Below are 26,335 nucleotides of genomic sequence, written 5' to 3' on the forward strand. Positions count from 1 at the left end.
CGAAAAAAATAGCGTGCAAACACAAATGGTTTAAACACGCTATAGAGACTAGTTCTATGACTGTCTTGAGCAACAAAATTAATAAAAAATAAGATTTTAGTTGGAAATCAACACAGAATCTTATATGGTGAAAAAATTTAAAAACTATCTTTGCCAAAATTTTATAATTCATGTTTACAGCAGCTGATTTTATTCCTAAAACATATTCTTCAACAGTCGAAAACGGAAATTTCGAATGGAGCGCTCCCAGCAATATTGCATTGGTAAAATACTGGGGGAAAAAAGAGAACCAGATTCCGGCGAATCCTTCGGTAAGTTTTACATTGAATAATTGCAAAACGATTACAAAACTGGCTTTTGAAAAGAAAGAAAATCAGAATGCTTTTTCATTCGATTTACTATTTGAAGGAAAACCAAAGGAAGATTTCAAGCCAAAAATCATAAAATTTTTAGAAAGAATAGAAGTATATCTGCCGTTTTTGAAAGAGTATCATTTTACGATTGATACACATAATACTTTTCCACACAGTTCAGGAATAGCTTCTTCGGCTTCGGGAATGGCAGCTTTAGCAATGAATTTTATGAGTTTGGAAAAACTGATGAATCCTGAAATGACAGACGAATATTTTTACCAAAAAGCATCTTTTCTAGCCCGTTTAGGTTCAGGAAGTGCCTGTAGAAGTGTAAAAGGGAATGTTGTAGTTTGGGGCGAGCAGTTCAATATTGAAGGAAGTTCAGATTTATTCGGAGTTGAATTTCCACACACAATCCACGAAAATTTCCATAATTATCAGGATACAATTTTATTGGTTGATAAAGGCGAAAAACAGGTTTCAAGCACCGTTGGACACGATTTGATGCACAATCATCCATATGCCGAAAGACGTTTTGCACAGGCGCATGAAAATTTGGATCAATTAATTGCCATTTTTGAAAGCGGAAATATAGAAGAATTCATTAAAGTTGTAGAAAGCGAAGCATTGACTTTGCACGCTATGATGATGACTTCGATGCCGTATTATATATTGATGAAACCAAATACTTTACAAATTATCAATGCCATTTGGAAATTCAGAAACGAAACCAGTATTCCGGTTTGTTTTACTTTGGATGCAGGTGCAAATGTGCATGTTTTGTATCCTGAGAATGTTAAAGAAAGAGTCTTGCAATTTATTAAGAACGAATTAGTTGGCTTTTGTCAAAATGGTCAGTACATTTGCGACGAAATTGGAACAGGTGCAATTGCATTATAATTTTGCGTATCTTTAATTAAATTTTTGATTATGGACATTCAATTAGAAAAATTAGAATTGATAAAAAAGTTAGCAGATACGGAAGATCCAGCTATCATTAAATCTATTCAAAAAATCTTTACCAAAAAGAAAAAAGACTGGTGGGATGATTTGACTGAAGAGCAGAAAGATGAAATTAAATTTGGAGAAAAACAGATTGAAAATGGAGAATATTCTGATTTCGAATCTTTTATCCAAAAATATGTGTGAAATTAATAATGAGAAAAATTATAATTTCAGATTATGCACAGCTTAAGATTAAAAATCTTTTAGAATATATTGAAAGCACTTGGTCGGAAACTGTTCGTCAGAAATTTGCACAAAAATTATATGGTAATTTAACAGTCATAAAAGATAATCCGGAAGCATTTCCAAAATCTGATTTTAATAAAAGTGTTCATAAATGCGTAATCACAAAGCAGACCACGATTTTTTATAAATTTAATTCTAAGAGAGTTGAAATTATTGCTGTTTTCGACACCAGACAAGACCCAAATCAAATAAAGAAAGATATAAAATAAACATATGAAAGGACCTTTATTTTACTCAAAAATATTACTCTTTGGAGAATACGGAATCATTCGCGACTCTAAAGGACTTTCCATTCCTTATAATTTTTATAATGGCGCACTGAAGAGAGATGAAAATCCTTCTGCAGAAGCCATTGCGTCAAATGCCAGTTTAAAACGCTATAGCGTTTATCTGGAAAATTTACAAACAGAACAACCTGATTTGGTTTCTTTTGATTTAGCAGCTTTAAAAAGTGATGTTGAAAACGGAATGTACTTCGATTCCAGTATCCCACAAGGATACGGAGTAGGCAGCAGTGGTGCATTGGTGGCGGCTATTTATGACAAATATGCTGCTCATAAAATTACGGTTCTTGAAAATCTGACGCGTGAAAAACTATTGCAGCTAAAAAATATATTTGCAAATATGGAGAGTTTTTTCCACGGAAAAAGTTCTGGCCTTGACCCATTAAACAGTTATTTGAGTATCCCAATTTTAATTAATTCGAAAGACAATATTGAAGCAACCGGTATTCCGACTCAAAGTTTTGACGGTAAAGGCGCTGTATTCTTGTTAGACTCAGGAATTGTGGGTGAAACCGCTCCGATGGTGAATATTTTTATGGAAAATCTGAAAGACAAAGGTTTCCGTGCGATGCTGAAAAATCAATTTGTAAAATATACCGATGCCTGTGTAGACAATTTTTTGCACGGAGACATGAAATCATTGTTTACTAATACTAAAAAGCTTTCTAAAGTCGTTTTAAATAATTTCAAACCAATGATTCCGGAGCAGTTTCACGGAATCTGGCAACACGGAATTGATACCAACGATTATTATTTAAAACTTTGCGGTTCTGGTGGCGGCGGTTATATTTTAGGTTTTACCGAAGATTTAGAGCGTGCAAAAGTTTCCCTAAAAGATTATAAATTAGAAGTGGTTTATCAGTTCTAATTTAACCTTTTCCAAACTTTAAATCCGTATGATGTTAAGCAGGCAGCACAAACTTTTAGTAATGAAAATTGTCAGTCTGTTCTCTGTAGTAAGAGGTTATAACATTCCGATTATTGTATTGGCACAATATTTATCTGCGATTTTTATATTAGCTCCGGAGAAAAGAGCGCTCGATATTTTACTGGATTCCTACTTGTTTCTGATTGTATTTGCGTCTGCCGTTACGATTGCTTCTGGCTATATTATCAATAATTTTTATGACAGCCAGAAAGACCTGATCAACAGGCCCAACAAATCAATGCTGGATCGTCTGGTCAGTCAGAAAACAAAACTTTCAGTTTACTTTTCCCTGAACTTTATGGCCGTTCTAACAGCTTTAATTGTTTCCTGGCGTGCTTGCTTGTTTTTTTCAGCTTATATTTTCCTAATCTGGTTTTATTCGCATAAAATTAAAAGGTATGCTATTATTGGAAATCTTACAGCAGCTTTTTTAGCTGTGTTGCCTTTTTTTGCTATTTTATTATATTTTTTTTACCATCAGATTTCATTTGACGAAATAGAGAACCACAGAAGTCATTTTGCAGTGATTTCAGCACATGCAATGTTTTTATTTTTGCTACTGCTAATTCGGGAAATGATTAAAGATCTTGAAAATTTAAAAGGTGATTTAGCTAATAATTATCAGACTATTCCAATTCTTTACAGCGAAAGGGTCTCAAAGCAGATCATTACAGTTTTAACCTTTATGACCATACTTCCCGTGTACATATTGATCAATGTTTATGATGTAGGCTATATGGATATCTATTTCTATGTGTGCTTTATGGCATTACTATTTTTTGTGTTGTATTTATGGAAATCAAATTCTAAAGAGCAATATTTACTGCTTCATAATGTGCTTAAATTTTTGATTGTTTCAGGTGTTTTTTGCATTGTTTTGATTAACCCTAGTGTTTTGTGGCACGGAAAGCAATTGATTTCTAACTTATAAGAATTATTTCGCATAGATTTACAAAGATTTTCGCAAACGCATATGGATTTTATTTAAAAACGTTGTGCAGCTCTGTGCTAACTTTGAGAGGCTTGGTGTAATAACTAATTTTTAAAAGAAGCCAAGTGTTTGAATCTAGCCCCGGTTGAAGTGAAAATCCTTTTATTTTTTCCTTTAAAAAATAAAAGATTGGGAACGGAAAACGGGAATCCATATTTAATAAAAGCCGGATGTGATGCTTCAAATTTATTTAAGACTTAAGGCTATCAATCTAAGGACATTGAACTTAAGATTATTAGCCGGAAAAAACTATCTTTGCACAAATTACAGAATTTATGAACAACAAGGAAGGCAATAATAAAAGAGGCGGATCAAGACCAAACAGCTCAAGATCAAACTCCAGCAAGCCGAAACCTCCTATGGCAAAGCGTGCGCAGGGGCCAAAAAAAGTGAATCCTGCTGTTAAAGCTGCGGAAGAAGAAAAAGCAGCAAAATTAAAAAAACAGAATCAGGCTCCAAAAAGACAAAAAGCTTCAGACGAAATTCGATTGAACAAATATATTTCGAATTCGGGTGTATGCTCGCGTCGAGATGCTGATATATACATTCAGTCCGGAAACGTAAAAGTAAATGGTGTTCCGGTAACTGAAATGGGTTATTTAGTAAAGCTAAATGATGTTGTGAATTTTGACGGTGTTATCCTGACTCCGGAAAAGAAGGAATATATTTTACTGAATAAGCCAAAAAACTTTACAACAGCATTAGATGAAGGTCAGGAATACCGCAATGTTCTGGAACTGGTGCGTGGTGCTACAAACGCTAAAATAGCAGCGGTAGGGAGAATGGATAAAAACACCACTGGATTATTATTGTTTACGAATGATAATGATATGATTCGTAAGTTTACTTTACCGAATCAGAAATCATCTAAAATCTATCAGGTTTCACTGGATAAAAACCTAAAATATGAAGATCTGGAAAAAATCAGCAAAGGATTGGTTTTGGATGGACACCGTGTTTTTGTAGAGGAAATAAGCTATATTGACAATGAGCCAAAAAGCGAAGTGGGCCTAAAATTGCGTACTGCGAATGTAAAAGTGGTTCGTTCAATTTTTGAGAGTTTTGAATACAATGTTTTGCGTATAGACCGTGTATCTTTTGCAGGTCTAACCAAAAAGAACTTACCAAGAGGAAACTGGCGCTTTTTGACAGATCAGGAAATTATCAATCTGAAAAACGTTTAAAAAATATTCTGAAAAAACAAAAAAACCTGTTTCTAACAAAAGTGAAACAGGTTTTTGTTTTTTATACCTATAAAGTTGCCTTTTGTTTCTCTACAAAATTATGCGATTGCAGTTCTAATAATTCAGTAGCATTTTTTCGCTGCAGATGGTACAGGTTTTTATCTTCGGCAATATCAGCATATACTTTATCGTGCATTTCAGCACTTGTTTTTATTAGTAACTCACGCTGGTATTTATTTTGCTCCAAAGTGGCTTTCATCGCGGTTTCAGCTTCTTCCTGTTTAATATCGAATTCGCCTTTTGGGGCCAGCAATTTGGCAATTATCGGAGAGGTTTCGATTGCTAAAAACAACAACATGATAAAAAATGACGGAAGCCATGGCAATTTATTTAAGGCATTTATTCTCGCCATTAATCCGTCAAAACCTTCAATAATGGGTTGTGTCTGTGAAACCTTTTTATCCAGATCTGCCTGAAGCTGTGTACCTGCTTTTTCTTTTTCGGCAATTTTTGCTTCGTTAGCGGTTTTTAGGCTTTCGAATTCTTTTAAGGCAGCATCGTGTTTTTCTCTTTTTTCTTTATAAACCGGGCCTTTTCCTAATCTTTTAGTTCCCGAAGTTCCTTCGGCTTCTGTAATGTAAGTAGAATACAAATCATTTACTTCTTTCTCTTTTTTCTGGATATCAGCCTTTAAAGCAGCAATGTCAGCCTTATTCTTATCTAAATCCGATTGAAAGTAATTGCCCACCTGCTTTTTATTGGCCAGTTCCATTTCGTTTTTTTCCTTAAGCAAAACGGTGTTGATTTCTTTTTCGAAAATTTTGATTTCGAGTGGCTTTGAAATTACGATAGCAATAATGATTGCCAAAATGATTCTGGGAGTAGCCTGTAGAAATTCATCCATTAAACGATCTCTTTTTTTAATGGTAGAAACGATAAAACGATCCAGATTAAAAATGAGTAAACTCCATACCAATCCAAAAATCAGGGCTGGATAGATTGAGTCAAAAACAGTAAAAAGCGCATAAGCACTGGCCAGAAAAGCCATAACTGCGGTAAAAAAAACGGTGGCCCCAATACCAACATATTTGGTTTGTTCGCCTTCTGAACAGCCTTCGAGAAGATTTCGGTCGGCTCCTGAACACAGGATAAAAAATTGTTTTAACATGATTGATGATTTTTGATTGTGATTGTTTCGCCAGTTCGCCTTTCAGGCTCGTGTGATAAGGCAAATTTAACGCCAAAAATTCAATTGGAGCTTAAATAGTCAATTTGTTTTTACTGTTAATCAATTATTTACTGTATTAGTGTTACATAAATATTAATAATTTCAATTTTGAAATGTACAATCATAACAGTATGTTAATTTCTTTTAATGACTTTAATAACATTCAGGTTATAGTTTCGCAAACGAAATTAAACCAAATACAGAATGAAAAATTTTTATGCAGTAGCAATACTCTTTTTATTAACCATATCAGGGTATGCTCAAAAGGCAATAATATCAGGAAAAGTATTAGATGCTGATGACAAACTTCCTTTACCTGGAGCCATGATTCAGATTGTAGGGGAGAACAAATACACTGTTTCTGACTACAATGGCCGTTTTGAATTGCTAAATATAAACGTTGGAACATATCAGGTAACTGTTAAATATATTGGATATACCTCCACCACTCAGGAAATAACAGTAGAACAGGGCAAAAACAACGTAATCGACTTTTCGCTTAAAACGACGGGAACAGAATTGAATGAGGTTGTAGTGGGTGACATCTTAAAAGGCCAGGCAAAAGCACTGAACCAGCAAAAAAACAACAAAAATATAGGAAACATAATTTCATCAGACCAGGTAGGCCGTTTTCCGGATGCTAATGTAGGTGACGCATTAAAACGTGTTCCGGGTATCACGATGCAAAACGATCAGGGTGAAGCACGTAATATCATCATTAGAGGTTTGGCTCCTTCATTAAACTCTGTAACGTTAAATGGTGACCGAATTCCATCTGCAGAAGGTGACAACAGAAACGTTCAGATGGATTTGATCCCTTCTGATATGATTTCGACTATTGAAGTAAACAAAACATTGACATCTGACATGGATGCTGATGCGATTGGAGGTTCTGTAAACTTAGTTACAAGGGCAACTCCAAATGGTGAAAGAATTTCAGCAACACTTGCAGGAGGTTATCTTCCAATTCGGGAAAAAGCTTCTTACACAGCCGGACTTGTTTATGGAAATCGCTTTTTAAATAATAAATTAGGAATGGTTGTAAGCGGATCTTACAATAATGTAGATTACGGTTCTGATAACATCGAAAACGAATGGGTAAAAGACGATTTCGGGAATCAGTATTTGCAAGCTTCAGAAATTAGAAAATACGATGTACAACGTATTCGTCGTAGCGGATCTGTTGCTTTGGATTATAAATTTGATGAGAACAACTCTATTTTCGCCAATGCAATTTACAACTGGAGAGACGACAGAGAAAACCGTTTCAGAACTACTTATGATGATATTGAGCCACTTTATAATGGTGAAGAAATTATTGGTTTTGAAGGCCGTGTAAAACGTCAGACAAAAGGTGGTGTTGATAATAATCGTAATAAAAACAGAAGACTGGAAGATCAGCGAGTTCAGAACTATTCTATTCGCGGAGAGCATTTAATCAGTTCAAAATTAGATTTAAACTGGTCTGCCAACTATGCAAAAGCTAGAGAATACCGTCCTGAAGAGCGTTACATCGAATACCGTCAGAAAGGTTTAGACATGTTTCAGGATTTATCTGACCCGAGATTTCCTTTATTGACAACTGTTGGTGAATCTACGGATAAATTTAAATTTAATTCGGTTACAGAAAATACAGATGAAACAAGCGAAAGTGAATTTGGAGCAAAAGTGAATATCCGTTTCCCGTTCTCTGTTATCGCAGGTGAAAAAGGAAGAGTAAGAACAGGTCTTAGGCTTCGTTTGAAAGAAAAAGAAAGAAACAACAATTTCTACGCTTACGAACCAATCAATGATGGAATCGAATTATTATCTGAGGTTCCAACCAGCTATTTTGATGGAAAAAACTTTAATCCGGGAAGCAAATATGTACCGGGAACTTTTGCTTCGGCTGATTTCTTAGGAAGTTTGGATCTTAATAACGCAAGTTTATTTGATAAAGAAGCAGATCCGGCTGAATATTTGGCTGTAAACTATAACGCTAAAGAAAGAATTACGGCTGCTTATGTAAGATGGGATCAGGATTTTAATGATAAACTTTCAATGGTTTTGGGTTTCCGTGTTGAAAACACACACATCGATTATACAGGAAACCGTGTTTTAGATGAAGAAGAACTAGAAAGTAAAATCAATACAACAAACTCTTATACTAATTTACTGCCAAGTATTTCATTCCAATACAACGCTACAAAAGACTTAGTTTTAAGAGCTGCTGCCACTACAGCTTTAGCGAGGCCAAATTATTATGCACTGGCACCTTATGTAAACAATATTGCGGCTGACAAAGAAATTACGGCCGGAAATCCGGATCTGGATGTGACCTATTCATATAATTACGATTTCATGGCTGAGAATTATTTCAAATCGGTTGGTTTGATTTCAGGAGGTGTTTTCTACAAAAAATTACATGATTTCATTTATAACTACAGTGATAATCAATACACAGATGCCAAATTTGCTGCAGATTTCCCAAATCAGGTAAACCCAATTCCTGCAGGCGAAAACTGGTCATTTTTACAATCAAGAAATGGTGATACTGTTGATGTTTATGGTTTTGAAGTAGCTTTTCAGCGTAAATTAGACTTTTTACCTGGTGCTTTCTTAAAAGGTTTCGGTATTTATGTGAATTATACGTACACTAAATCTAAAGCAAAAGGAATTGCTGATGAAGATGGAAACGAAAGAAAAAATATCAGTCTTCCCGGAACTGCTCCGCACATGTTCAACGGATCATTGTCATGGGAAAACAAACGTTTCTCGGCGAGAATCTCTACGAACTTTACTTCGGATTATTTAGATGAATTAGGTTCAGAATCTTACAAAGACAGTTTTTATGACAAACAGTTTTTCTTAGATGCAAATGCTTCCTATAAAATTACGCCTAAACTTCGCTTTTTTGCAGAAGCTAACAACTTAACAAATCAGCCGTTGCGTTACTATCAGGGAATTGAATCGAATACAAAACAAGCTGAATACTATCAGGCTCGTTACAATTTCGGATTGAAATTAGACTTATAAAAACCTGTTTTTTAAAATTCTTAAATTAGACAGAGTTTAACGGCTCTGTCTAATTGCATAAAATACATGATAAAATGAAGAATAAATTTATAATTGCGTTTTTACTTTTAGCCCTTTCATTTACGGCTTGTAAAGATGATAAACTGGCTCCGGTTGCACCAAATGCGGTAAAACCAACAGCTATTACAGAAGCTTTGCCTCACGATACTGACGACCCTTCGATCTGGATTAACCCAACTGATGCTACAAAAAGCATTATTGTGGGAACGGACAAAGATACAGACGGGGGTTTGTATGCTTTTGATTTGAAAGGAAAAATACTGAAGAAATCAATTCCGCTAAAACGTCCAAACAATGTTGATATCGCTTACGGATTAGTTGTTGATGGAAAAAAAGTTGATATCGCAGTAACTACAGAACGAGAAAGCAACAAAATCAGAATCTTCAGCCTGCCAGATTTAGAACCAATTGACAACGGAGGCATTTCAGTTTTTAAAGGAGAAGAGTTGCGCGACCCAATGGGAATTGCGTTGTACACGCGTCCAACAGACGGTAAAATATTTGCCATTGTTGGAAGAAAAACCGGTCCTTCAGGAAGCTATTTATGGCAATACGAACTTTTTGGAAACGGAAAATTTGCTGCAGCAAAATTGGTTCGCAAATTTGGAACTTATAGCGGTAAAAAAGAAATAGAAGCCATTGCTGTTGATAATGAATTAGGCTCAGTTTACTATTGTGACGAGCAGACAGGAATCAGAAAATACAAGGCAGATCCTGCTTTAAACGATAATAAAGAATTAGCAATCTTTGGGCAAAAAGATTTCAAAGCCGATCACGAAGGAATTGCCATTTACAAAAAAACAGATTCTACCGGATATATTTTAGTATCAAACCAACAGGCAAATACTTTCATGGCGTATCCAAGAGAAGGAGTTAACGGAAATCCAAATAGTTATAAATTACTGGCAGAAGTTCCAACTTCTACAATCGAATGTGATGGCGCCGATGTAACCAGCCTTAACTTAGGAGGGGTCTATAAAAACGGTCTTTTTGTAGCGATGAGCAACGGAATGACATTTCATTATTATGCCTGGGACTTGATACAGAAACGTATTGATGAATCCAAAAAATAAATTTTCAGTGTTTACTGCGTTTTCAGTCGCAGCGTCAGTGTTAAGTGTTTATTTTTAGCTGCGATTGGAAACCAAACAAAAAAGCTGTTCGTTATGAACAGCTTTTTTAATTTGAATCAATAATTCCTTTTATTCTGTAATAGGTGCGCCTGCTAAGATTTCAGCATTCGCAAATTCTTCAAATTTGGCAAAATTAGCTTTGAATTTCTGAGCTAATTCTAATGCCTTTTTATCATATAATGCAGGATCTTCCCATGTATTTCTCGGATTCAAAATTTCACTCGGAACATTCGGGCAGGATTGTGGTTTGGCAATTCCAAATACTTTATGGTTTATGTACTCGACATTATCCAGTTCTCCGTTTAGAGCTGCCGTAATCATAGCACGGGTGTATTTTAACTTCATACGGCTTCCGGTCCCGTAAGCTCCTCCAGTCCATCCGGTATTGATTAACCATACTTTTACATCAGCATCTTTCATTTTTTTGCTTAACATTTCAGCATATTTCGTTGGATGTAAAGGCATAAATGGTGCTCCAAAACAAGCTGAAAAGTTTGGCTGAGGTTCTGTTACACCTGCTTCTGTTCCGGCTACTTTTGCAGTATATCCTGAAATAAAATGATAAGCCGCCTGACCTGGAGTCAGTTTTGAGATTGGAGGCAGAATTCCGAAAGAATCAGCCGTTAAAAAAAATATATTTTTAGGATTATGCCCTATAGACCCCGGCTGAATATTATCGATATGAGTTATTGGGTAACTTACACGTGTATTTTGCGTAATCGAAACATTATCATAATCAACTTCGTTAGTTCCTTCCTTGAAAACTACATTTTCCAAAAGCGCTCCTTTTTTGATCGCCCTGAAAATATCCGGCTCATTTTCTTCAGATAAGTTGATTACTTTGGCATAACAGCCGCCTTCAAAATTAAAAACAGTGTTTTCACTTGTCCATCCGTGTTCATCGTCACCAATTAATTTACGTTCCGGATCTGCTGATAAGGTAGTTTTTCCGGTTCCGGATAATCCGAAGAAAATGGCAGTGTCTCCAGATTCACCCACATTGGCGCTACAGTGCATTGGCAATGTATTTTCGAAGACAGGTAAAATGAAATTCAAAGCTGAGAAAATTCCTTTTTTCATTTCTCCAGTGTAGCCTGTTCCTCCAATAAGTGCTACTTTTTTAGTAAAATCCAAAATAGCAAAATTAGACTGTCTTGTACCATCAACAGCAGGATCTGCCATAAAACCTGGCGCACAGATCACAGTCCACTCAGGAGTGAAACTTGGCAGTTCAGATTCTTCGGGACGTAGAAACATATTGTAGCAAAACAAATTTGACCAGGCCGTTTCGGTTACTACGCGAACATTTAATCTGTAATTGGCATCAGAGCAAACATATGAATCGCGTACAAAAACTTCTTTATCTGATAAAAATTGTGTTACCTTATTATATAGTTTTTCGAAAGCATCCGGTGAAAACGGAATATTTACATTTCCCCACCAAACTTTGTCTTCTGTTATACTGTCTTTTACGATAAAACGGTCTTGTGGAGAACGTCCGGTAAATTCACCTGTATTAATCGCCAATGCTCCTGTAGAGCTTTCAATACCCTGTCCCGCCTCGATAGTTAAAGCATGTAACTCTTCTGGAGATAACTGATAGTGAACATTTGCGTTTTTGATTCCTAAATCATTTAGCGAAATCGATTTCGTGGAAAGTGTATTCGTCTCCATAAATTTTTAATTGTTGTAGTTATATTGTTTATTCTTAAATATCAACTTTAAGATATAAATAACTCAATTGTGTGTTACATTATTTGTCATTAAGTATTTAAAAAACAAAATATTCACACGGATTAAGTTATGTGTTATATATACAACAAAATTAATCATTATAATTCAGATAGAATTTTTTTAATCCAATTTTATGATTTTTTCCTAAAAAAAGTAACTAAAAGAACTAACCAGGCGAAGATTAATAGGAATCCGCCAATTGGAGTTACGAATCCTATAATTTTGAAGTCAATAGTGGTAACGTTTTTTGTAGTCAGTAAAAAAATGGAACCTGAGAATAAAAGTACACCCGCCAGAACTAAATTATAAATCACTCTTAGTGTCTTTAAAGTCAATTCTGTACGTGACGCTACAAAAAATAAAAAGAAAGCATGATACATTTGATAGCGAACCCCGGTTTCAAAACTGGTTAATTGCTCCGGAGTCAAGATCGTCTTTAAGGCATGTGCACCAAAAGCCCCCAAAATAATGGACAACATTCCGAATATAGCAGCTGTAATAATTATTTTTCTTTCCATTTTATGTATTTTTAATATCACAAAAATAGGCTTAATTGATCCAAACAAAAAACATTTCAAATACACTTTTCAAAAAAATCTGATTTACTTTGTTCCAAATCTTTTAAAAATTTCACCGTTTATCAATTGTTATTTTTGTAACAATTTACTATGTTTGTGTTATATATATAAATCATGAGGCATGTTCTAATCATTGGGGCCGGAAGATCCGCATCATCTTTGATACGGTATTTACTTTCAAAATCTGAAAGCGAAAACCTGCATATTATTGTGGCTGATTTATCTTTGGCCCTGGCCGAAAAAAAAATAAACAACCACCCCAATGCCACCCCAATTGCCCTGAATATTTTTGATGTTGAAGAAAGGAAAGCTGCCATAGAAAAAGCTTCAATCGTCATTTCGATGCTTCCTGCATATTTACACATTGAAATTGCAAAAGATTGTCTGCAATACAAAAAACATCTCGTTACTGCTTCCTATATCAGCGACGCCATGATGGAACTTGAAGAAGAAGTCCGGAAAAACAATTTGATTTTCATGAATGAAATTGGCCTCGATCCCGGAATAGATCATATGAGTGCCATGAAAGTTATTGATGAAATCAGAGCAAAAGGTGGTAAAATGCTGCTTTTCGAATCGTTTTGTGGAGGCCTCGTAGCTCCGGAGTCAGATAATAATTTGTGGAATTACAAATTTACCTGGGCACCGCGAAATGTAGTATTGGCGGGTCAGGGTGGTGCAGCAAAATTTATTCAGGAAGGTACTTATAAATATATTCCATACGGAACTTTATTTCGCAGGACAGAGTTTCTTGAGGTAGAAGGCTATGGTAAATTTGAGGCCTATTCCAACCGTGATTCGCTTAAATATCGTTCTATTTATGGTTTGGATGATATTCTGACTTTATACAGAGGAACAATCAGAAGAGTTGGCTTTTCGAAAGCCTGGAACATGTTTGTGCAATTAGGCATGACAGACGACAGTTACATCATGGAAGATTCTGAAAACATGAGTTACCGCCAGTTTACCAATTCCTTTTTGCCTTATCACCCAACGGATTCGGTTGAAATAAAGATGCGTTTGATTTTAAAAATCGATCAGGACGATATAATGTGGGACAAATTGTTAGAACTGGATTTATTCAATCCAAACAAAAAAGTGAACCTGCCTAATGCAACCCCAGCACAGATTTTAGAAAAAATACTCACAGATAGCTGGACTCTCCAACCGGATGATAAAGATATGATTGTGATGTACCATAAATTTGGCTATGATCTCAACGGTGAGAAAAGGCAAATTGACTCAAAAATGGTTTGCATTGGCGAAGATCAGATTTATACTGCCATGGCAAAAACTGTTGGATTACCGGTTGCCATAGCAACTTTATTAATTTTGAACGGAAAAATTACAACTCCCGGTGTACAGCTCCCGATCAATAAAGAAGTGTATTTGCCTATTTTAGAAGAATTAGAAAGTTACGGAGTTGTTTTCTATGAACAAAGCATGCCGTATTTTGGATACAATCCGGACTTGTTTTAAACGGATTTATTTTTAGTTTTTGAATTTTTTTAGTATCCGCTTCTTGGATAAAGAAGCGGATTTTTTTTGTTAATTTGCTGATTGAATAGTTATGGGAAGACTATACAAAACCCGAACCGGTTTACCATTTATAAAACCCGGAGTCCAGTTTGTAGAAAGCTTTAGTACCCGGATTGCCTCATTTCCTAATCCGTAACCTAAATCTTTTAAAACTTTTATTTCTGATAAAGTCCCTTCTTTTTCCACAATAAACTGAAGGTAGAGTTTTCCAGAAACTTTATTTTTTTCAGCTTCTGATGGTATTTTAAAATTTTCACCTATAAATTTAAAAAAAGTCTCCTTTCCGCCGGGAAATTCAGGCTGTGTTTCAATTGGATCACCAACTATCCGGCTGCTTTCTTTTAATTTTTCATTATCTTTCTGAGCGACACTTTTATGGCTAAATATCAACAGCAGTAATCCTGAGAATACCACTGTGAAAAATGCTTTTAATGGTGATTTTATTTTGGATTCTTTTTTGGTCATCATAAGTAAACGTTTTTTAGTTATTAAATAATTAATATTACTGGCAAGAGAAATAGCAGTATTATTTGAAGCAAAATCTAACAGCAGTGACTGATAACTTTTAACCGATTTAAATTGTTTATTAACCGCTTCATCTGCCAAAAATTCGTGATTGAGTTTAATCGCTTTCTTAAAAACATAAATAACCGGATTAAACCAAAATACAATTTGAAGAATTTCAATAAAAAGAATATCCAAAGTATGTTTTTGCTCTAAATGTGCTTTTTCATGTGCAATTAATTCTGATGGAATTTTTCCCATTTCGAATTCCGTTTTATTAATAAAAATAGCATTCCAGAAAGAGTACGGCAAAGTCGGTTCTTCAGTTAAAATCACTTTTTCACCATTTATAAATTGGCTATTTTTAATCCTTAATTTTCTGAAAATTGAAATTAAATTCAATATAAAATGAAATGCCAGGACAATTGCAACAACTACATAAACCTGTTTTAAAGAGTCGAATATATTATGCAAAATATAAGTTTCATTGAAAGTAATGCGGTTTGACCGAATTACGATTTCTTCCAATTGAATTGTATTTAAAGTATTATTAAACAAAGGTTCAAGCGAAAATAATCGCAACGGAATGATGAAACTAAAAAGTAAACTTCCTATTAAATAAGCGCGGTTAAAACGAAACATTTTTTCGTTTTCTAAAAGCAGCTTATATACTGCATAAAAAATCAAAAGCAGCAGACCTGATTTTAAAAGATAGCTTATCATTTTTTCTTTTTTTGAATTTCTGAATCGATTATTTTTTTGAGTTCTTCCAGTTCCGAAGTTGACAAATTGGTTTCGGTAGTAAAGAAAGAAGCGAATTGTGAAGCCGAATTATTAAAAAAATTACTAATTAATCCGTTTACATGTTTGGAGAAGTAATCGGTTTTTTGAACCAGCGGATAATATTCCCTTGAATTTCCGAATTCTTTATAAGCAACAAATTTCTTGTCGATCATACGTTTTAAAAGCGTTGCAACGGTCGTTGTTGCGGGTTTTGGTTCGGGGTAGGCTTCGAGCAGGTCTTTCATGAAGGCTTTTTCAAGCTTCCAGAGATGTTCCATTAATTGTTCTTCTGAGTTTGATAATTGCATATTTTTAGAGGTTCAAAGTTTTTTATTCCATGTTTTGTTCTGAAACTAAATTTCCTTTATCATATTTTCTGATATCGGTTAATCTTCCTTTATCCGAATAGAATTTCCATTTTCCAAAGTAAAACCAGTGGGTTTCGACTGAATCAGTTTCAACGCTGGTTTTTCCTTTTGATTGCAGTTTTCCGTTTGGATGATAATATTTTACAGTACAAATTCCGTTTTTGTATTTTTCTGTTTTATAAATGTTTCCGTCAATGTAAGATTTCCATTTTTTTATGGGTTGGTCCTTTTTGTAATATTCAACCGACTTGTATTTGTTACCATCGTCGTACAATTCTATCCATTTGCCTTCTTTCTTCTTATTTATTGTCTGATTTATTACAGCTGTTTTACACCCAACAAAAGAAACCATTATCATGATTAAGAATATTTTTTTACGCATATCATTCTATGTTTATAGACTATGTTCTACAAATGTAGAATAATATTGTACATGTGCAACAATTGCAGTAATTATTTTTTATGTATTTGTAAAAGAATTACTTGTGGAAATAAAATTTCATAATTTACTGAGGAGTGCGTTAGGGATAGAGGCGGTATCTCCCGATTTAGAAAAACAAGGCTTTTTCAGCCGTAGTTTTTGTTAATCGGGAATTTAGCCGAAAGCCCGACCGGAGGGAACGCCCAAATCCAATAACAATTATCAATTTCAATGGCAAAAATCAATTTCAAATCTTAAATTTTAAACAAAAAAAATCCGCTCATTGCTAACGGATTTAGATTTTATAATGAAAAAATTATTTCGAAAGCTCTACAAAATATTTATAAAACAACGGAATAGTTTCAATTCCTTTCAGGTAATTAAAGATTCCGAAGTGTTCATTTGGAGAGTGAATAGCATCAGAATCCAAACCAAACCCCATCAAAATAGTTTTGCTTTTTAATTCTTTCTCAAACAAGGCCACAATCGGAATACTTCCACCGGAACGAACCGGAATAGCAGGAACTCCAAACGTTTCGGTATACGCCATATTTGCTGCTTTGTACCCAATACTGTCAATTGGTGTCACATAGCCCTGACCTCCGTGGTGCGGTGTTACTTTTACCGTAACTCCTGCAGGAGCAATACTGGTGAAATGTTTGGTAAAAAGTTCTGTAATCTCGTGCCAGTCCTGATTCGGAACCAGACGCATGGAGATTTTCGCATACGCTTTACTGGCAATTACTGTTTTTGCACCTTCGCCTGTGTATCCGCCCCAGATTCCGTTTACGTCTAATGTCGGGCGAATGGAGTTGCGTTCGTTGGTTACATAGCCTTTTTCGCCGTAAACATCAGCGATATTTAAAGCATTTTTATATTTTTCTAAGCTGAAAGGCGCTTTGGCCATTTCGGCTCTTTCTTCAGCAGATAATTCCTGAACCTTGTCGTAGAATCCCGGAATCGTGATATGATTGTCTTCGTCGTGAAGAGAAGCGATCATTTTTGCGAGAATATTAATTGGGTTCGCTACAGCACCGCCATATAAACCGGAGTGCAGGTCGCGATTAGGTCCTGTAACTTCCACTTCTACATAACTTAAACCTCTTAAACCTGTTGTAATAGACGGCTGTTGGTTCGAAATCATTCCGGTATCAGAAATCAGGATAACATCGTTTTTCAGTTTTTCCTGATTGCGTTCTACAAACCAGGCCAGACTTGCCGATCCTACTTCTTCTTCGCCTTCGATCATGAATTTTACGTTACAAGGCAGCGTATTGCTTTGTACCATATATTCCAGCGCTTTTACGTGCATGTACATCTGACCTTTGTCGTCGCAGGCACCGCGGGCGAAAATAGCGCCATCAGGATGGATATCGGTTGTTTTGATAACGGGTTCGAAAGGGGGAGAGGTCCATAATTCCATTGGATCCGGCGGCTGAACATCATAATGTCCGTACACTAAAACGGTAGGTAAATTAGGGTCGATTATTTTCTCTCCATATATAATTGGGTAACCAGGAGTGTCGCAAGTTTCGACTAAATCGCAGCCCGCTTGTGATAAACTTGTTTTTACAGCCTCGGCTGTGTCAATAACGTCTTGAGAGTATGCAGTGTCGGCACTTACCGACGGAATTTTTAATAATTCGATCAACTCATTGATAAAGCGATCTTTATGTTGTTGAACGTAGGACTTAATGTTTTCCATTTAAATTATTTTTATAGAAAACCAAATATACAAAAAAGAGAATTAATATTTTTTTTGAAAAAATGCTTTGATTATTCGAAAGTATGCTTATCTTTGCACCCACAAACACCGCGGATATGGTGAAATTGGTAGACATGCCAGACTTAGGATCTGGTGCCGCAAGGCGTGTAGGTTCGAGTCCTATTATCCGCACTAAAAAAAGCTTCTGAGATATTCAGGAGCTTTTTTGTTTTAATGTAGTTCGCGTTTGTAAACATGGATCTAAAACCATATAGATAATATTTTTTTTATATAAAATAAAATATCATGAATTTCCAAAAAACTAAATAATTGTTTTACAAACCAATAATGTCTAAAAACGAGCTTAATTGTTTGCTTCGTTTTTTCAGATTTCGTTAAACACTTCCTTTTTTGGTTTTGTCTTTCTGTGTTTACTATAATTTTCTTTCTAAACTGTTTTTTTGAATAACTTATAATTGGACCTATTCTCATTTGTGATTTATTAATAATTATTCACAAATATTCAAACAATTTTATTTCCGATTTATAGCTGTTTTTTCCGATTAATCGGAATTTGGAATTATTTCTTCCTTTAATTTTAAATATAAATTTAGTCTAGTACTAAACGAACATTTATTTAATGATTTAAATGTATTTTTTTCTTTAAAGTCCTCGTATTCTTTTTCATTTATATAATTGTTTTCATTTAGCCACTTCATAAATTTCAAATGTTTTATGTCTGAAATATATCCGTTATGCTTCATTTGCTGGAATATAAAACTAAAATCTGTATATTTATCTATTATATGAGTAGTTACAAATTTCTGAAACAAAACAAAAGTTTTATCATTATCCCCTGTAAAAATTAACGGAAACGGATTTTTACTTTCCGATTTTATGTTTTTATCAATTTCTATTATTTCTTTATTTTTATCAATTAAAATACCTGTTAGCTTTATAAAATCAAGTAACTGAACACAGAAATTCACAAGATTTTCATTTTTGCAATTATATCTAAAACTACTTCCAAAAAATCTAGAATTTATAGCTCTCATAGATTCTGAATCTGGTTCTACTCCAAAAAAACAAAAACTTACTCTGTAGTTTATAAAATGATAATATCCAGTACTATCTATGATTTGTTGCTTAGCATCTTGACCAACAAAAAAATCTTTTTTATCAGGATGATTATTTAAATTATTAACAAAGTAATTGTAAAGCTCAAAGGATTTATTATAAATTTCTTTAAGTTCATTAACCACCAATAATGTATTATTTGATTGCTCAAGACGCAAGGAATATTCTCTTTTATATTCGCCAACTTTCAAAAGCTCAACATCGGAGATTACAAATATTTTATTACAATATCTTGCCGGCCCTATCCCACTACCCAAATGCATTTCAGGATTCATTTGAGACTTAAAGACAATTTCTATAATTTGGAGCTCTTTTAGAATTTTATCATAATGAGTTATTGTTTTTTCTCCTTTAATTATAGGTTTCTTTTTCAATCTATACTCTTCAAGTAGCTTATTAATACGGTTTTCCAAAAATGGTTTATAATAGAAAATATGCTCTTTTTGTATATCATCAAAATTCTTATTTCTAGCATAGTCATTAACTTCATTTTCTATTCTAATGAGATTATCACTTAGGCTAATAAGGAATTTCTCAAGGAAGTAATCTCCTAAACTTATTGTTGTCAAGCCTAAACCTTCATCTAAAATATCATATAGGTCTTTGTATATAGTACTAGTCCATTTTAAATCAGGATAAAAAAAACTAATGTAATTAGAATAAGCTCTTTTTTGATTTTCAAATTCTGTATTTTCCATGTCAAAATGAAATAAATATTAATTTGTTAAAATGGGTTTTTTAAAAACGTCATAATTTAGCAATTTTCACATTGTTATTTCATTCGTTAAGACTTTATTTTATCATAATTATAGAAATTTTGATTTGATAACTTTTATAATACAACCTCAATATTTGTCATTCCGAGGGATGAGGAATCTTCACACGCTGAGCACGCGCTGTTGTCGAGTTTCTTGCGGAGATTCCTCGTTTCCTCGGAATGACAAACTCGATGCAAACAAATTTATTCACTCAATATCCAAATAAGGATCTAAAACTTCAGCTAATCTATTCATACAATAAAAATTATATTCGATATTGTTTTTTCCAGGCATTGTTTCGAAGTCTTTCATTACCTGCAGAGAAAGGATATGGTTTATTTGCCGTATTGCCTTAGCCATATCTTTAGGATTAATACTGTTCGTGAAAAAATCAATTAACCTAGTTTCTGTTTCTTTTGAAAGGCTTCCTGTAGTCATCGTCTTATTTTTTATTTCTATCAAATATAATAATTTGTAGGCATATATGCGTGCATGAAGAAAATAAATCTTGTCACTTTTGAAATATGAATATTTCAGAAGAAAATTTTATTGTAAATCTTGGAATTCACATTAGACAATTACGTGAAAAGAAAGGCTTGTCCCAACAAGGATTGGCAGACGATTGTGGTATAACTAAATCTCAAATCTCACGAATTGAAGTCGCTACAATTAATACTACCGTAAAAACTCTTGTAAAAATTGCTAATGCTTTAGATGTTGAGCCTAAACAATTGCTTGATTTTCCTTTAAAATAAGAGTTGTAATTATTTTGATAAATCCGCAAAAGGCAGAAAGGGAAAAAGTTGAATCACTTATAGAAGTTATCAATAAGACACAAAATCAATTATCTCTTAAATCAAAAAAGCCATCCACAAAAGTGGAAAGCTTTTCATTGGTCTAACTACTAAACCAGCTACGAGTTACAAAGTCGTAGCAAACAACACAACTAATCTTAGATACCGTATTTGGGCAAAAAAAGCCTTTCCGTTAAGAAAGGCTTCTCCCAATATTGCGGTCTGGACGGGACTCGAACCCGCGACCCCATGCGTGACAGGCATGTATTCTAACCAACTGAACTACCAAACCTCTGCGTTATTGCGGTTGCAAAGATAGTACAGAATTTCGTTTCTGCAAGCGTTTTGATAAAAATTTTTGAATATAATTTTAAAATACTATCCAAAGTTTTGTTTTTCAACTAAATATGTCGTTAATATTTTTTCAAAATTATCGCCAACATTCACCGGAACGTACTTAATCTGGTTCCTGGCACACGTTAAAGCCAGGTTTTTAAAATAGGCTTCTGCCCTTTTTTCATATTCCAGTTTCACATTATCTGCGAAAATCGACACTTCTTCTCCTGATTCTAAGTCAATAAACTTTCTTGGTGTGTTGTCGAAGTCAAATTTCAGCTCGGTTTCATGATCGACTACGTGAAACAAAACGACTTTATGCTTGTTGTGTTTTAAATGCTGCAGCGCATTAAACAGCTTTTCATCATCCTCAGACTGAAACATGTCTGTAAACAAAATAATCATCGAACGACGGTGCATTTTCTCTGCAATCTGATGCAAATACGTAATCGTATCTGTGCTTTTTTTGACTTTTGGCTGCTCTAATAATTGTTCCAGTTTATTCAACAGCATTCTGTGGTGGCGGTCGCTTCCTTTTTCGGGAGCATAATATTCGTAACTATTGGAAAAAACACTTAAGCCAACAGCATCGCGCTGTTTCTTTAGAATATTCATCAAAACCGCCGAAGCCAGAACCGCAAAACCAATCTTCTTTTCATAAAAAGGCTGATTCGGTTTTAGTTCAGGATAATGCATCGACGACGAATTATCGACAATAAGGTGACAACGCATATTCGTTTCTTCCTCAAAGCGTTTGGTGTACAAACGATCTGTTTTGGCAAACAATTTCCAGTCAATATGTTTGGTGCTTTCACCTGCATTATACACTTTATGCTCAGCAAATTCAGCCGAAAATCCATGAAACGGACTCTTGTGCATTCCGGATATAAAACCTTCCACAACCTGATTCGCCAGCATTTCGAGATGCTGAAAACTGGAGACTTTCTTTATTTCCGATTCAATTTTCATTCGGTTTCTTTTTTACTATTTTGTGCTTTATAAAGCAAATCTGTCGCCATAAACAATTTACGTTTCAGGATCGGACTAAAATTAGGGTTTTCTTTTAAGAATCGCTGCACCTCATCAAAGGCATATTTCGACGAATATCTTCCCACGGTATTGTCGAGCCAGTCTTTTGGAAAGAAAATATCTCCCGTTCGCTGGATTTCTTCTGTCAAATCTAATGAAAATCTGATATATTTCTGTGCACTTTCCTGACGAAGCGGATGATTTACGTTTGACAGACCAACCGAAACCCACGATTCCTTTTCCCTATTGGCATCGTCTTTTAAGGATTCTATAAACTTATTGCGAACCGATTCGTTTTTAGACAATGAAGGCAGCAAAAACTCAAATCGTTTCAGTTTGTCCGGATTTGTAATCGCACTTTGGGCTCTCTTCAGAATTTCATCTGCTTTTTTATGTTTGAAAATAGCCAGGTTCATCGCCATATTCGTATAATCATCTTCGTTCAATTTCAGATTCGGAATCACAGTTTCTTTGTTCCAGATCTGATATAATTTGGCTTTCGCCGAATTGGAATACGCAATTGAATTAAATAAATTGAATAAAGTCTTTTTGATATTTGGAGACAAATTGCTTTCCAGGCGTGCAAGCAGGGTATTACTGAGTAATTTCCCCAGTTTATCCTGCTGTTTTTGGGTTAAAAATCGCCAATAAATCGTGTTTAAATTTCCTGATGCAATTCGTAAAACCAATTCATTTTCTTCTGTTTGGATTCCCCTGAAAAAACAATCAAAAGCTTTTTTCGGAGGAATATTGCCAACCAGCATATTTTCATAAACATTACTGTAGGAAGAAGCCCTTGCCACCTCATCTTTCAATGTTGAAATATGGCTTAAATTATTTCCGTCAAGCGGAAAAACACCGTATCCAAAACCATTATAGTTATAAACCATAGCTAAAGGTTTTTCAAGTCCGGTGGCTTCTTTAAGAACTAATTTTTTATCTATAAAATTTGCTGTGACCACTTTTACCTCATTCACATACACCAAACCAATCTGAAAAACCTGAGGCCAGATATTTTCTGATCGATCTTCTGCATTTTGCTCAATTTCAAACGCCGTAATTCGGTTTTGATTATCGTATTCAATTTTATCCGTAAAAATGGCCCTTCCGGATTTGTTCACCCAGACTTCGCTCCATTTCTTCATATCCAAAGGCGTTTCGGCATCCAGGATTTCTACGAGATTATTCCAGTCGGCATTGTCGTTGGCATATTTCTGAATGTATTTTTCGATTCCTTTTTGAAAAGCTTCCTTTCCCATCGAAACTTCCAGCTGTCGCATCATTATGGGTGCTTTGTTGTAAATAATACTTCCGTAAAGCGAACCGGCATCTTTTAAATTCGCTAAATGCTGCTTTATCGGATGGGTTCCTAAAGACCGGTCTTCCGCGTAAGCGCTGCCATAATGCGCTGTAAAAAACTGCAGATCATGATTGACTTTCGGGAAAATTGGATTCATGATTTTATCTGCCATGAAGTTGGCAAAAACCTCTTTCATCCACACATCATCAAACCATTTCATCGTAACCAAATCGCCAAACCACATATGCGAAGTTTCGTGTGCGATTAATTTGGCACGGTTTAATTTCTCGCTGTCGGTGGCACTGTTATCCAGAAACAAAGTCGATTCACGGTACTGAATCGCGCCCACATGCTCCATTCCGCCATATTGAAAAACCGGAATAGATGCAAAATCCAGTTTTTGAAAAGGAAATTTATAGTTAGTATATTTTTCTAAAAAATCCAAAGACTGTTGATGCAGGCTGAAAATCGTATCCATACTGCTTGCAATTTTGCCTCTGTCATTCTCCCGGAATAAAAAAGTCATTTCTAAACCAGGTTTTTTTGTTACACTATTGAATTTTCCCGCGACAAATGAAAACAAATAGGTACTCATTTTATCTGATTCCCCGAAAGTGTATGAAATAAAATCACCTTTTTCAACGGTTTCTTTTACATCGGCTCCAGTCAAAACCTTCCAGTCTTTGGGAACAGAAAGACTCAGTTTGTAAGTTGCTTTTATATCTGGCTGATCAAAACAAGGAAATAAAGTACTCGCCCGGTCCGGAACTAATAAAGTGTATAGAAAATCATCATTCCGGTTTAAGGACAAATTTCCGGCGATGAACGAAATTGCAATCGTGTTTTTCCTTAAAATTAAACTTTCAGCCGGAATTACAATATGCCCTTTTTCATGAACAATAGCAATATTTTTTCCGTTTGCAGCAACTGATTTTATGTTTTGGGTTTTCTCCTTAAAGTCTAAATACAAGGGCTGACTTACATCAGACAAATTCAGGCTTAACGACAATTCAGAATTGATGTTCTCGCTTTTTTGTTTCGGAATTTCAAAAGTCAGTCCGTAAGAGACATCTGCAATCTGTTGTTTTCGAAAAATAGCCATTTGCTCAGAAACGCCATTTTCTAAAAAAGAACTTTCATTTTGCTTTGATTGGGAAAAACCAGAAGTAAGGATTGTAAAAAAGCAGAGAAAGCTGTAGAAAATTTTCATTTTTAGTAGAATATAAGATTCGTAAAAATAAAAATTCCGCCACGAATTCACGAATTTTTGTTTTGCTATTTTTGCCTTTAAATAATTCGTGAATTCGTGGCGAAAAAATATTAATTCCTTTTCTCTAAATAAAAAGGCCTGACTTTCATCAGACCTTCATTTTATCAAAATTTACAATTTTTTATATTCATAACTACTCACAATACCGGATTGTGTTTTTTTTGTAGGATAACCGCCTTCGTTATATTCCAAAACAATATCTGCAGTTGTTTGAGCATCTGAGTTATAGGTTTCTATAACTTTTATTGGATTATTTTTTGACGTATTTGGAAATCTGTATTCTAATGGCAAAGAAGATTCAGGATTCTGTTTCTTGTCATATGTATAAGTATGAGAGTAAAAAAACACTCCATTAGGGGTATTGGCGTCTATTTTGTTGTAAAGTGTACTTTTAGACACATTTCCTTTTTTGTCATACTCAAAAACAGTTTTACTGCTTGGCAATGTATTCCCCTTTATTATTAGTTTTTGAGTAACCGTACTGCCGTTATATTCAAAAATCAAACTTTGTTTGTGATCGTATATCGCTGGCGTTGCAGAAGTGTTTTGTGTAAATTTTTTTTCTGTAAGTCTGCCCTGGGCATCATAGTTATAAATTATTCTGTTATAGGATGGCGTCGAAAACAGAGCCGAAACAATTTTGAACTCTTCCTGAATTTTACCACTAGCATTATAAGTAACCGTACTGTTGAAAGTTGACGTAAAAGACCCATCTGTACCGTTTATCTCAATCAATTTGTTTGCATCATTATATTTATAATCATTAAATGCAGAAACATTATTTGATTTTGTTAATAAATAAGATGGAGCAACTTCTTCAGGCCCATCGTTATCATTATCGTTGCTGCACGAGATTACAAATACGGCCAAAATCAAAAGTGCCAGTTTGTTTATTCTTGTTTTCATAATTTTTGGTTTTGAATTATTACAGAACAAAGATGCAGCACTATGAAAATGTAAAAAACCAGTAATAGACGAACGACATTTTAAATAGACAAACATTCCTAAAACATAAAAGGCTCGACTCTCGCCAGACCTTTTAACTACTAATTCAAAGTATCCAAAAAATATTATTCTGTCTGCTGAAAATCGAAACTTAAATCTCCGGCATTATAAGTTGCTGAGACACTGGTTGGAAAAGTCTGTGCAGTACCCGAAAGCCATCTGTACTCATTAAAAGTGATGTTTCCGGCAACAACAGGATATGTAGCGGCAGAATTATCTGCTTTGCTCTTTTTGTACCAGTCATTAGAATTCATAGAAATCAGATATTTTTTATCTTTTTCCAGGTCCAGCTCACTGATTGCTTTTTTAACTTCAACATCAGCAGTCGCCACATTTAAGGTTTCAGAACGTAAAACTGTTTTTGTATCATAATCCCAAATCGTAACACGGAGATTTGGATTTACAGCCGGTAATTTTAAGGTAATTGCTGTTATTTTTCCTTTTACTGTTGGCGTAAAAACCAATCCGAATTCATAATCTCCAGAATTAACGAAATTGCTAACCGTAGTAAATCCTGTTTTGGTATAATATTCCGCTAACGGATTTTCTGTCTTAAATTTTGGTGAATTATCATCATCGCTGCTGCATGAGACAGCAAAGACAGCAGTTACTAAAATGGTAAAAAAGGTTTTAAAAGTTTTCATAAT

At 34.6% G+C, this 26,335-nt stretch carries 23 protein-coding genes and 2 tRNA genes; 11 read left to right on the forward strand and 14 right to left on the reverse strand.

Annotation, left to right across the window (positions count from 1 at the left end; all coding sequences use genetic code 11):
• Nucleotides 1–170: 170 nt before the first annotated feature.
• From K8B81_RS03975 to K8B81_RS04000, 6 genes are all read left to right on the forward strand, one after another.
• Nucleotides 171–1,253, forward strand: a complete 1,083-nt coding sequence (locus K8B81_RS03975; RefSeq protein WP_223679059.1) for a diphosphomevalonate/mevalonate 3,5-bisphosphate decarboxylase family protein — start codon at nt 171–173, stop codon at nt 1,251–1,253.
• A 30-nt stretch (nt 1,254–1,283) separates the two neighbouring features.
• Nucleotides 1,284–1,502: a hypothetical protein gene (locus tag K8B81_RS03980; protein ID WP_223679061.1), complete on the forward strand. Its 219-nt coding sequence runs from the start codon at nt 1,284–1,286 to the stop codon at nt 1,500–1,502.
• Nucleotides 1,503–1,510: 8 nt separating this feature from the next.
• Complete coding sequence (locus K8B81_RS03985) at nt 1,511–1,813, forward strand: type II toxin-antitoxin system RelE/ParE family toxin (protein WP_223679062.1); 303 nt, start codon at nt 1,511–1,513, stop codon at nt 1,811–1,813.
• Between the two features lie 4 nt (nt 1,814–1,817).
• On the forward strand, nt 1,818–2,756 hold the full coding sequence (locus K8B81_RS03990; protein ID WP_025571788.1) for a mevalonate kinase family protein: 939 nt from the start codon (nt 1,818–1,820) through the stop codon (nt 2,754–2,756).
• A 31-nt stretch (nt 2,757–2,787) separates the two neighbouring features.
• Complete coding sequence (locus tag K8B81_RS03995) at nt 2,788–3,747, forward strand: geranylgeranylglycerol-phosphate geranylgeranyltransferase (protein ID WP_223679692.1); 960 nt, start codon at nt 2,788–2,790, stop codon at nt 3,745–3,747.
• A gap of 335 nt (nt 3,748–4,082) precedes the next feature.
• The gene (locus K8B81_RS04000; RefSeq protein WP_025571791.1) at nt 4,083–4,991 is read left to right on the forward strand and encodes a pseudouridine synthase; all 909 of its coding nucleotides are present in this window, start codon (nt 4,083–4,085) and stop codon (nt 4,989–4,991) included.
• Between the two features lie 67 nt (nt 4,992–5,058).
• On the opposite strand, the gene K8B81_RS04005 is transcribed toward K8B81_RS04000, so the two are convergent.
• Nucleotides 5,059–6,159: a DUF4407 domain-containing protein gene (locus K8B81_RS04005; RefSeq protein WP_223679064.1), complete on the reverse strand. Its 1,101-nt coding sequence runs from the start codon at nt 6,157–6,159 to the stop codon at nt 5,059–5,061.
• A 264-nt stretch (nt 6,160–6,423) separates the two neighbouring features.
• Between K8B81_RS04005 and K8B81_RS04010 the strand changes: the two genes are divergently transcribed.
• The gene (locus tag K8B81_RS04010; protein WP_223679071.1) at nt 6,424–9,234 is read left to right on the forward strand and encodes a TonB-dependent receptor; all 2,811 of its coding nucleotides are present in this window, start codon (nt 6,424–6,426) and stop codon (nt 9,232–9,234) included.
• A 74-nt stretch (nt 9,235–9,308) separates the two neighbouring features.
• Nucleotides 9,309–10,367 carry a phytase gene (locus K8B81_RS04015; RefSeq protein WP_223679080.1) on the forward strand — a complete coding sequence of 353 codons (1,059 nt, stop codon included), beginning with the start codon at nt 9,309–9,311 and terminating at the stop codon, nt 10,365–10,367.
• A gap of 129 nt (nt 10,368–10,496) precedes the next feature.
• On the opposite strand, the gene pckA is transcribed toward K8B81_RS04015, so the two are convergent.
• Entirely contained in the window at nt 10,497–12,101 is a 1,605-nt protein-coding gene (gene pckA, locus K8B81_RS04020) for a phosphoenolpyruvate carboxykinase (ATP) (protein ID WP_223679082.1), read from the reverse strand.
• Between the two features lie 191 nt (nt 12,102–12,292).
• Nucleotides 12,293–12,679 (reverse strand): DUF423 domain-containing protein, encoded by a 387-nt coding sequence (locus K8B81_RS04025; RefSeq protein WP_223679083.1) that lies wholly within the window; start codon nt 12,677–12,679, stop codon nt 12,293–12,295.
• 174 nt (nt 12,680–12,853) lie between these two features.
• Here K8B81_RS04025 and K8B81_RS04030 point away from each other — a divergent pair, with 174 nt between their 5' ends.
• Nucleotides 12,854–14,218, forward strand: coding sequence for a saccharopine dehydrogenase family protein (locus tag K8B81_RS04030; RefSeq protein ID WP_223679084.1), 1,365 nt, complete (start codon nt 12,854–12,856; stop codon nt 14,216–14,218).
• 69 nt (nt 14,219–14,287) lie between these two features.
• On the opposite strand, the gene K8B81_RS04035 is transcribed toward K8B81_RS04030, so the two are convergent.
• From K8B81_RS04035 to K8B81_RS04050, 4 genes are all read right to left on the reverse strand, one after another.
• Nucleotides 14,288–15,505 carry a M56 family metallopeptidase gene (locus K8B81_RS04035; RefSeq protein WP_223679086.1) on the reverse strand — a complete coding sequence of 406 codons (1,218 nt, stop codon included), beginning with the start codon at nt 15,503–15,505 and terminating at the stop codon, nt 14,288–14,290.
• Nucleotides 15,502–15,873, reverse strand: coding sequence for a BlaI/MecI/CopY family transcriptional regulator (locus K8B81_RS04040; protein WP_223679088.1), 372 nt, complete (start codon nt 15,871–15,873; stop codon nt 15,502–15,504). The genes K8B81_RS04035 and K8B81_RS04040 overlap by 4 nt, the downstream gene beginning before the upstream one ends.
• Nucleotides 15,874–15,895: 22 nt before the next feature.
• Complete coding sequence (locus K8B81_RS04045) at nt 15,896–16,315, reverse strand: toxin-antitoxin system YwqK family antitoxin (RefSeq protein ID WP_223679089.1); 420 nt, start codon at nt 16,313–16,315, stop codon at nt 15,896–15,898.
• A gap of 355 nt (nt 16,316–16,670) precedes the next feature.
• Nucleotides 16,671–18,059 (reverse strand): dipeptidase, encoded by a 1,389-nt coding sequence (locus tag K8B81_RS04050; protein WP_223679091.1) that lies wholly within the window; start codon nt 18,057–18,059, stop codon nt 16,671–16,673.
• 110 nt (nt 18,060–18,169) lie between these two features.
• Here K8B81_RS04050 and K8B81_RS04055 point away from each other — a divergent pair.
• Nucleotides 18,170–18,251, forward strand: a tRNA-Leu gene (locus tag K8B81_RS04055).
• A gap of 371 nt (nt 18,252–18,622) precedes the next feature.
• Here the strand turns inward: K8B81_RS04055 and K8B81_RS04060 are convergent.
• On the reverse strand, nt 18,623–19,894 hold the full coding sequence (locus tag K8B81_RS04060; RefSeq protein ID WP_223679093.1) for a hypothetical protein: 1,272 nt from the start codon (nt 19,892–19,894) through the stop codon (nt 18,623–18,625).
• A 267-nt stretch (nt 19,895–20,161) separates the two neighbouring features.
• Nucleotides 20,162–20,392: a hypothetical protein gene (locus K8B81_RS04065; RefSeq protein ID WP_223679095.1), complete on the reverse strand. Its 231-nt coding sequence runs from the start codon at nt 20,390–20,392 to the stop codon at nt 20,162–20,164.
• Nucleotides 20,393–20,478: 86 nt separating this feature from the next.
• Between K8B81_RS04065 and K8B81_RS04070 the strand changes: the two genes are divergently transcribed.
• Nucleotides 20,479–20,709 carry a helix-turn-helix domain-containing protein gene (locus tag K8B81_RS04070; protein WP_223679096.1) on the forward strand — a complete coding sequence of 77 codons (231 nt, stop codon included), beginning with the start codon at nt 20,479–20,481 and terminating at the stop codon, nt 20,707–20,709.
• Between the two features lie 257 nt (nt 20,710–20,966).
• On the opposite strand, the gene K8B81_RS04075 is transcribed toward K8B81_RS04070, so the two are convergent.
• The 5 genes from K8B81_RS04075 to K8B81_RS04095 all read right to left on the reverse strand — a co-directional run bounded on the left by K8B81_RS04075 (nt 20,967) and on the right by K8B81_RS04095 (nt 26,332).
• A tRNA-Asp gene (locus K8B81_RS04075) sits at nt 20,967–21,040 on the reverse strand.
• An 86-nt stretch (nt 21,041–21,126) separates the two neighbouring features.
• Nucleotides 21,127–22,053, reverse strand: a complete 927-nt coding sequence (locus K8B81_RS04080) for a DUF58 domain-containing protein (RefSeq protein WP_223679098.1) — start codon at nt 22,051–22,053, stop codon at nt 21,127–21,129.
• Nucleotides 22,050–24,623, reverse strand: coding sequence for a M1 family aminopeptidase (locus K8B81_RS04085; RefSeq protein WP_223679100.1), 2,574 nt, complete (start codon nt 24,621–24,623; stop codon nt 22,050–22,052). Before K8B81_RS04085 ends, K8B81_RS04080 begins: the two co-directional genes overlap by 4 nt.
• A gap of 171 nt (nt 24,624–24,794) precedes the next feature.
• Nucleotides 24,795–25,589 (reverse strand): hypothetical protein, encoded by a 795-nt coding sequence (locus tag K8B81_RS04090; protein WP_223679103.1) that lies wholly within the window; start codon nt 25,587–25,589, stop codon nt 24,795–24,797.
• A 164-nt stretch (nt 25,590–25,753) separates the two neighbouring features.
• On the reverse strand, nt 25,754–26,332 hold the full coding sequence (locus tag K8B81_RS04095; RefSeq protein WP_223679105.1) for a DUF4082 domain-containing protein: 579 nt from the start codon (nt 26,330–26,332) through the stop codon (nt 25,754–25,756).
• Nucleotides 26,333–26,335: the final 3 nt, after the last annotated feature.

The organism is Flavobacterium hibisci, assembly GCF_020026925.1.
Lineage (GTDB): Bacteria > Bacteroidota > Bacteroidia > Flavobacteriales > Flavobacteriaceae > Flavobacterium > Flavobacterium hibisci.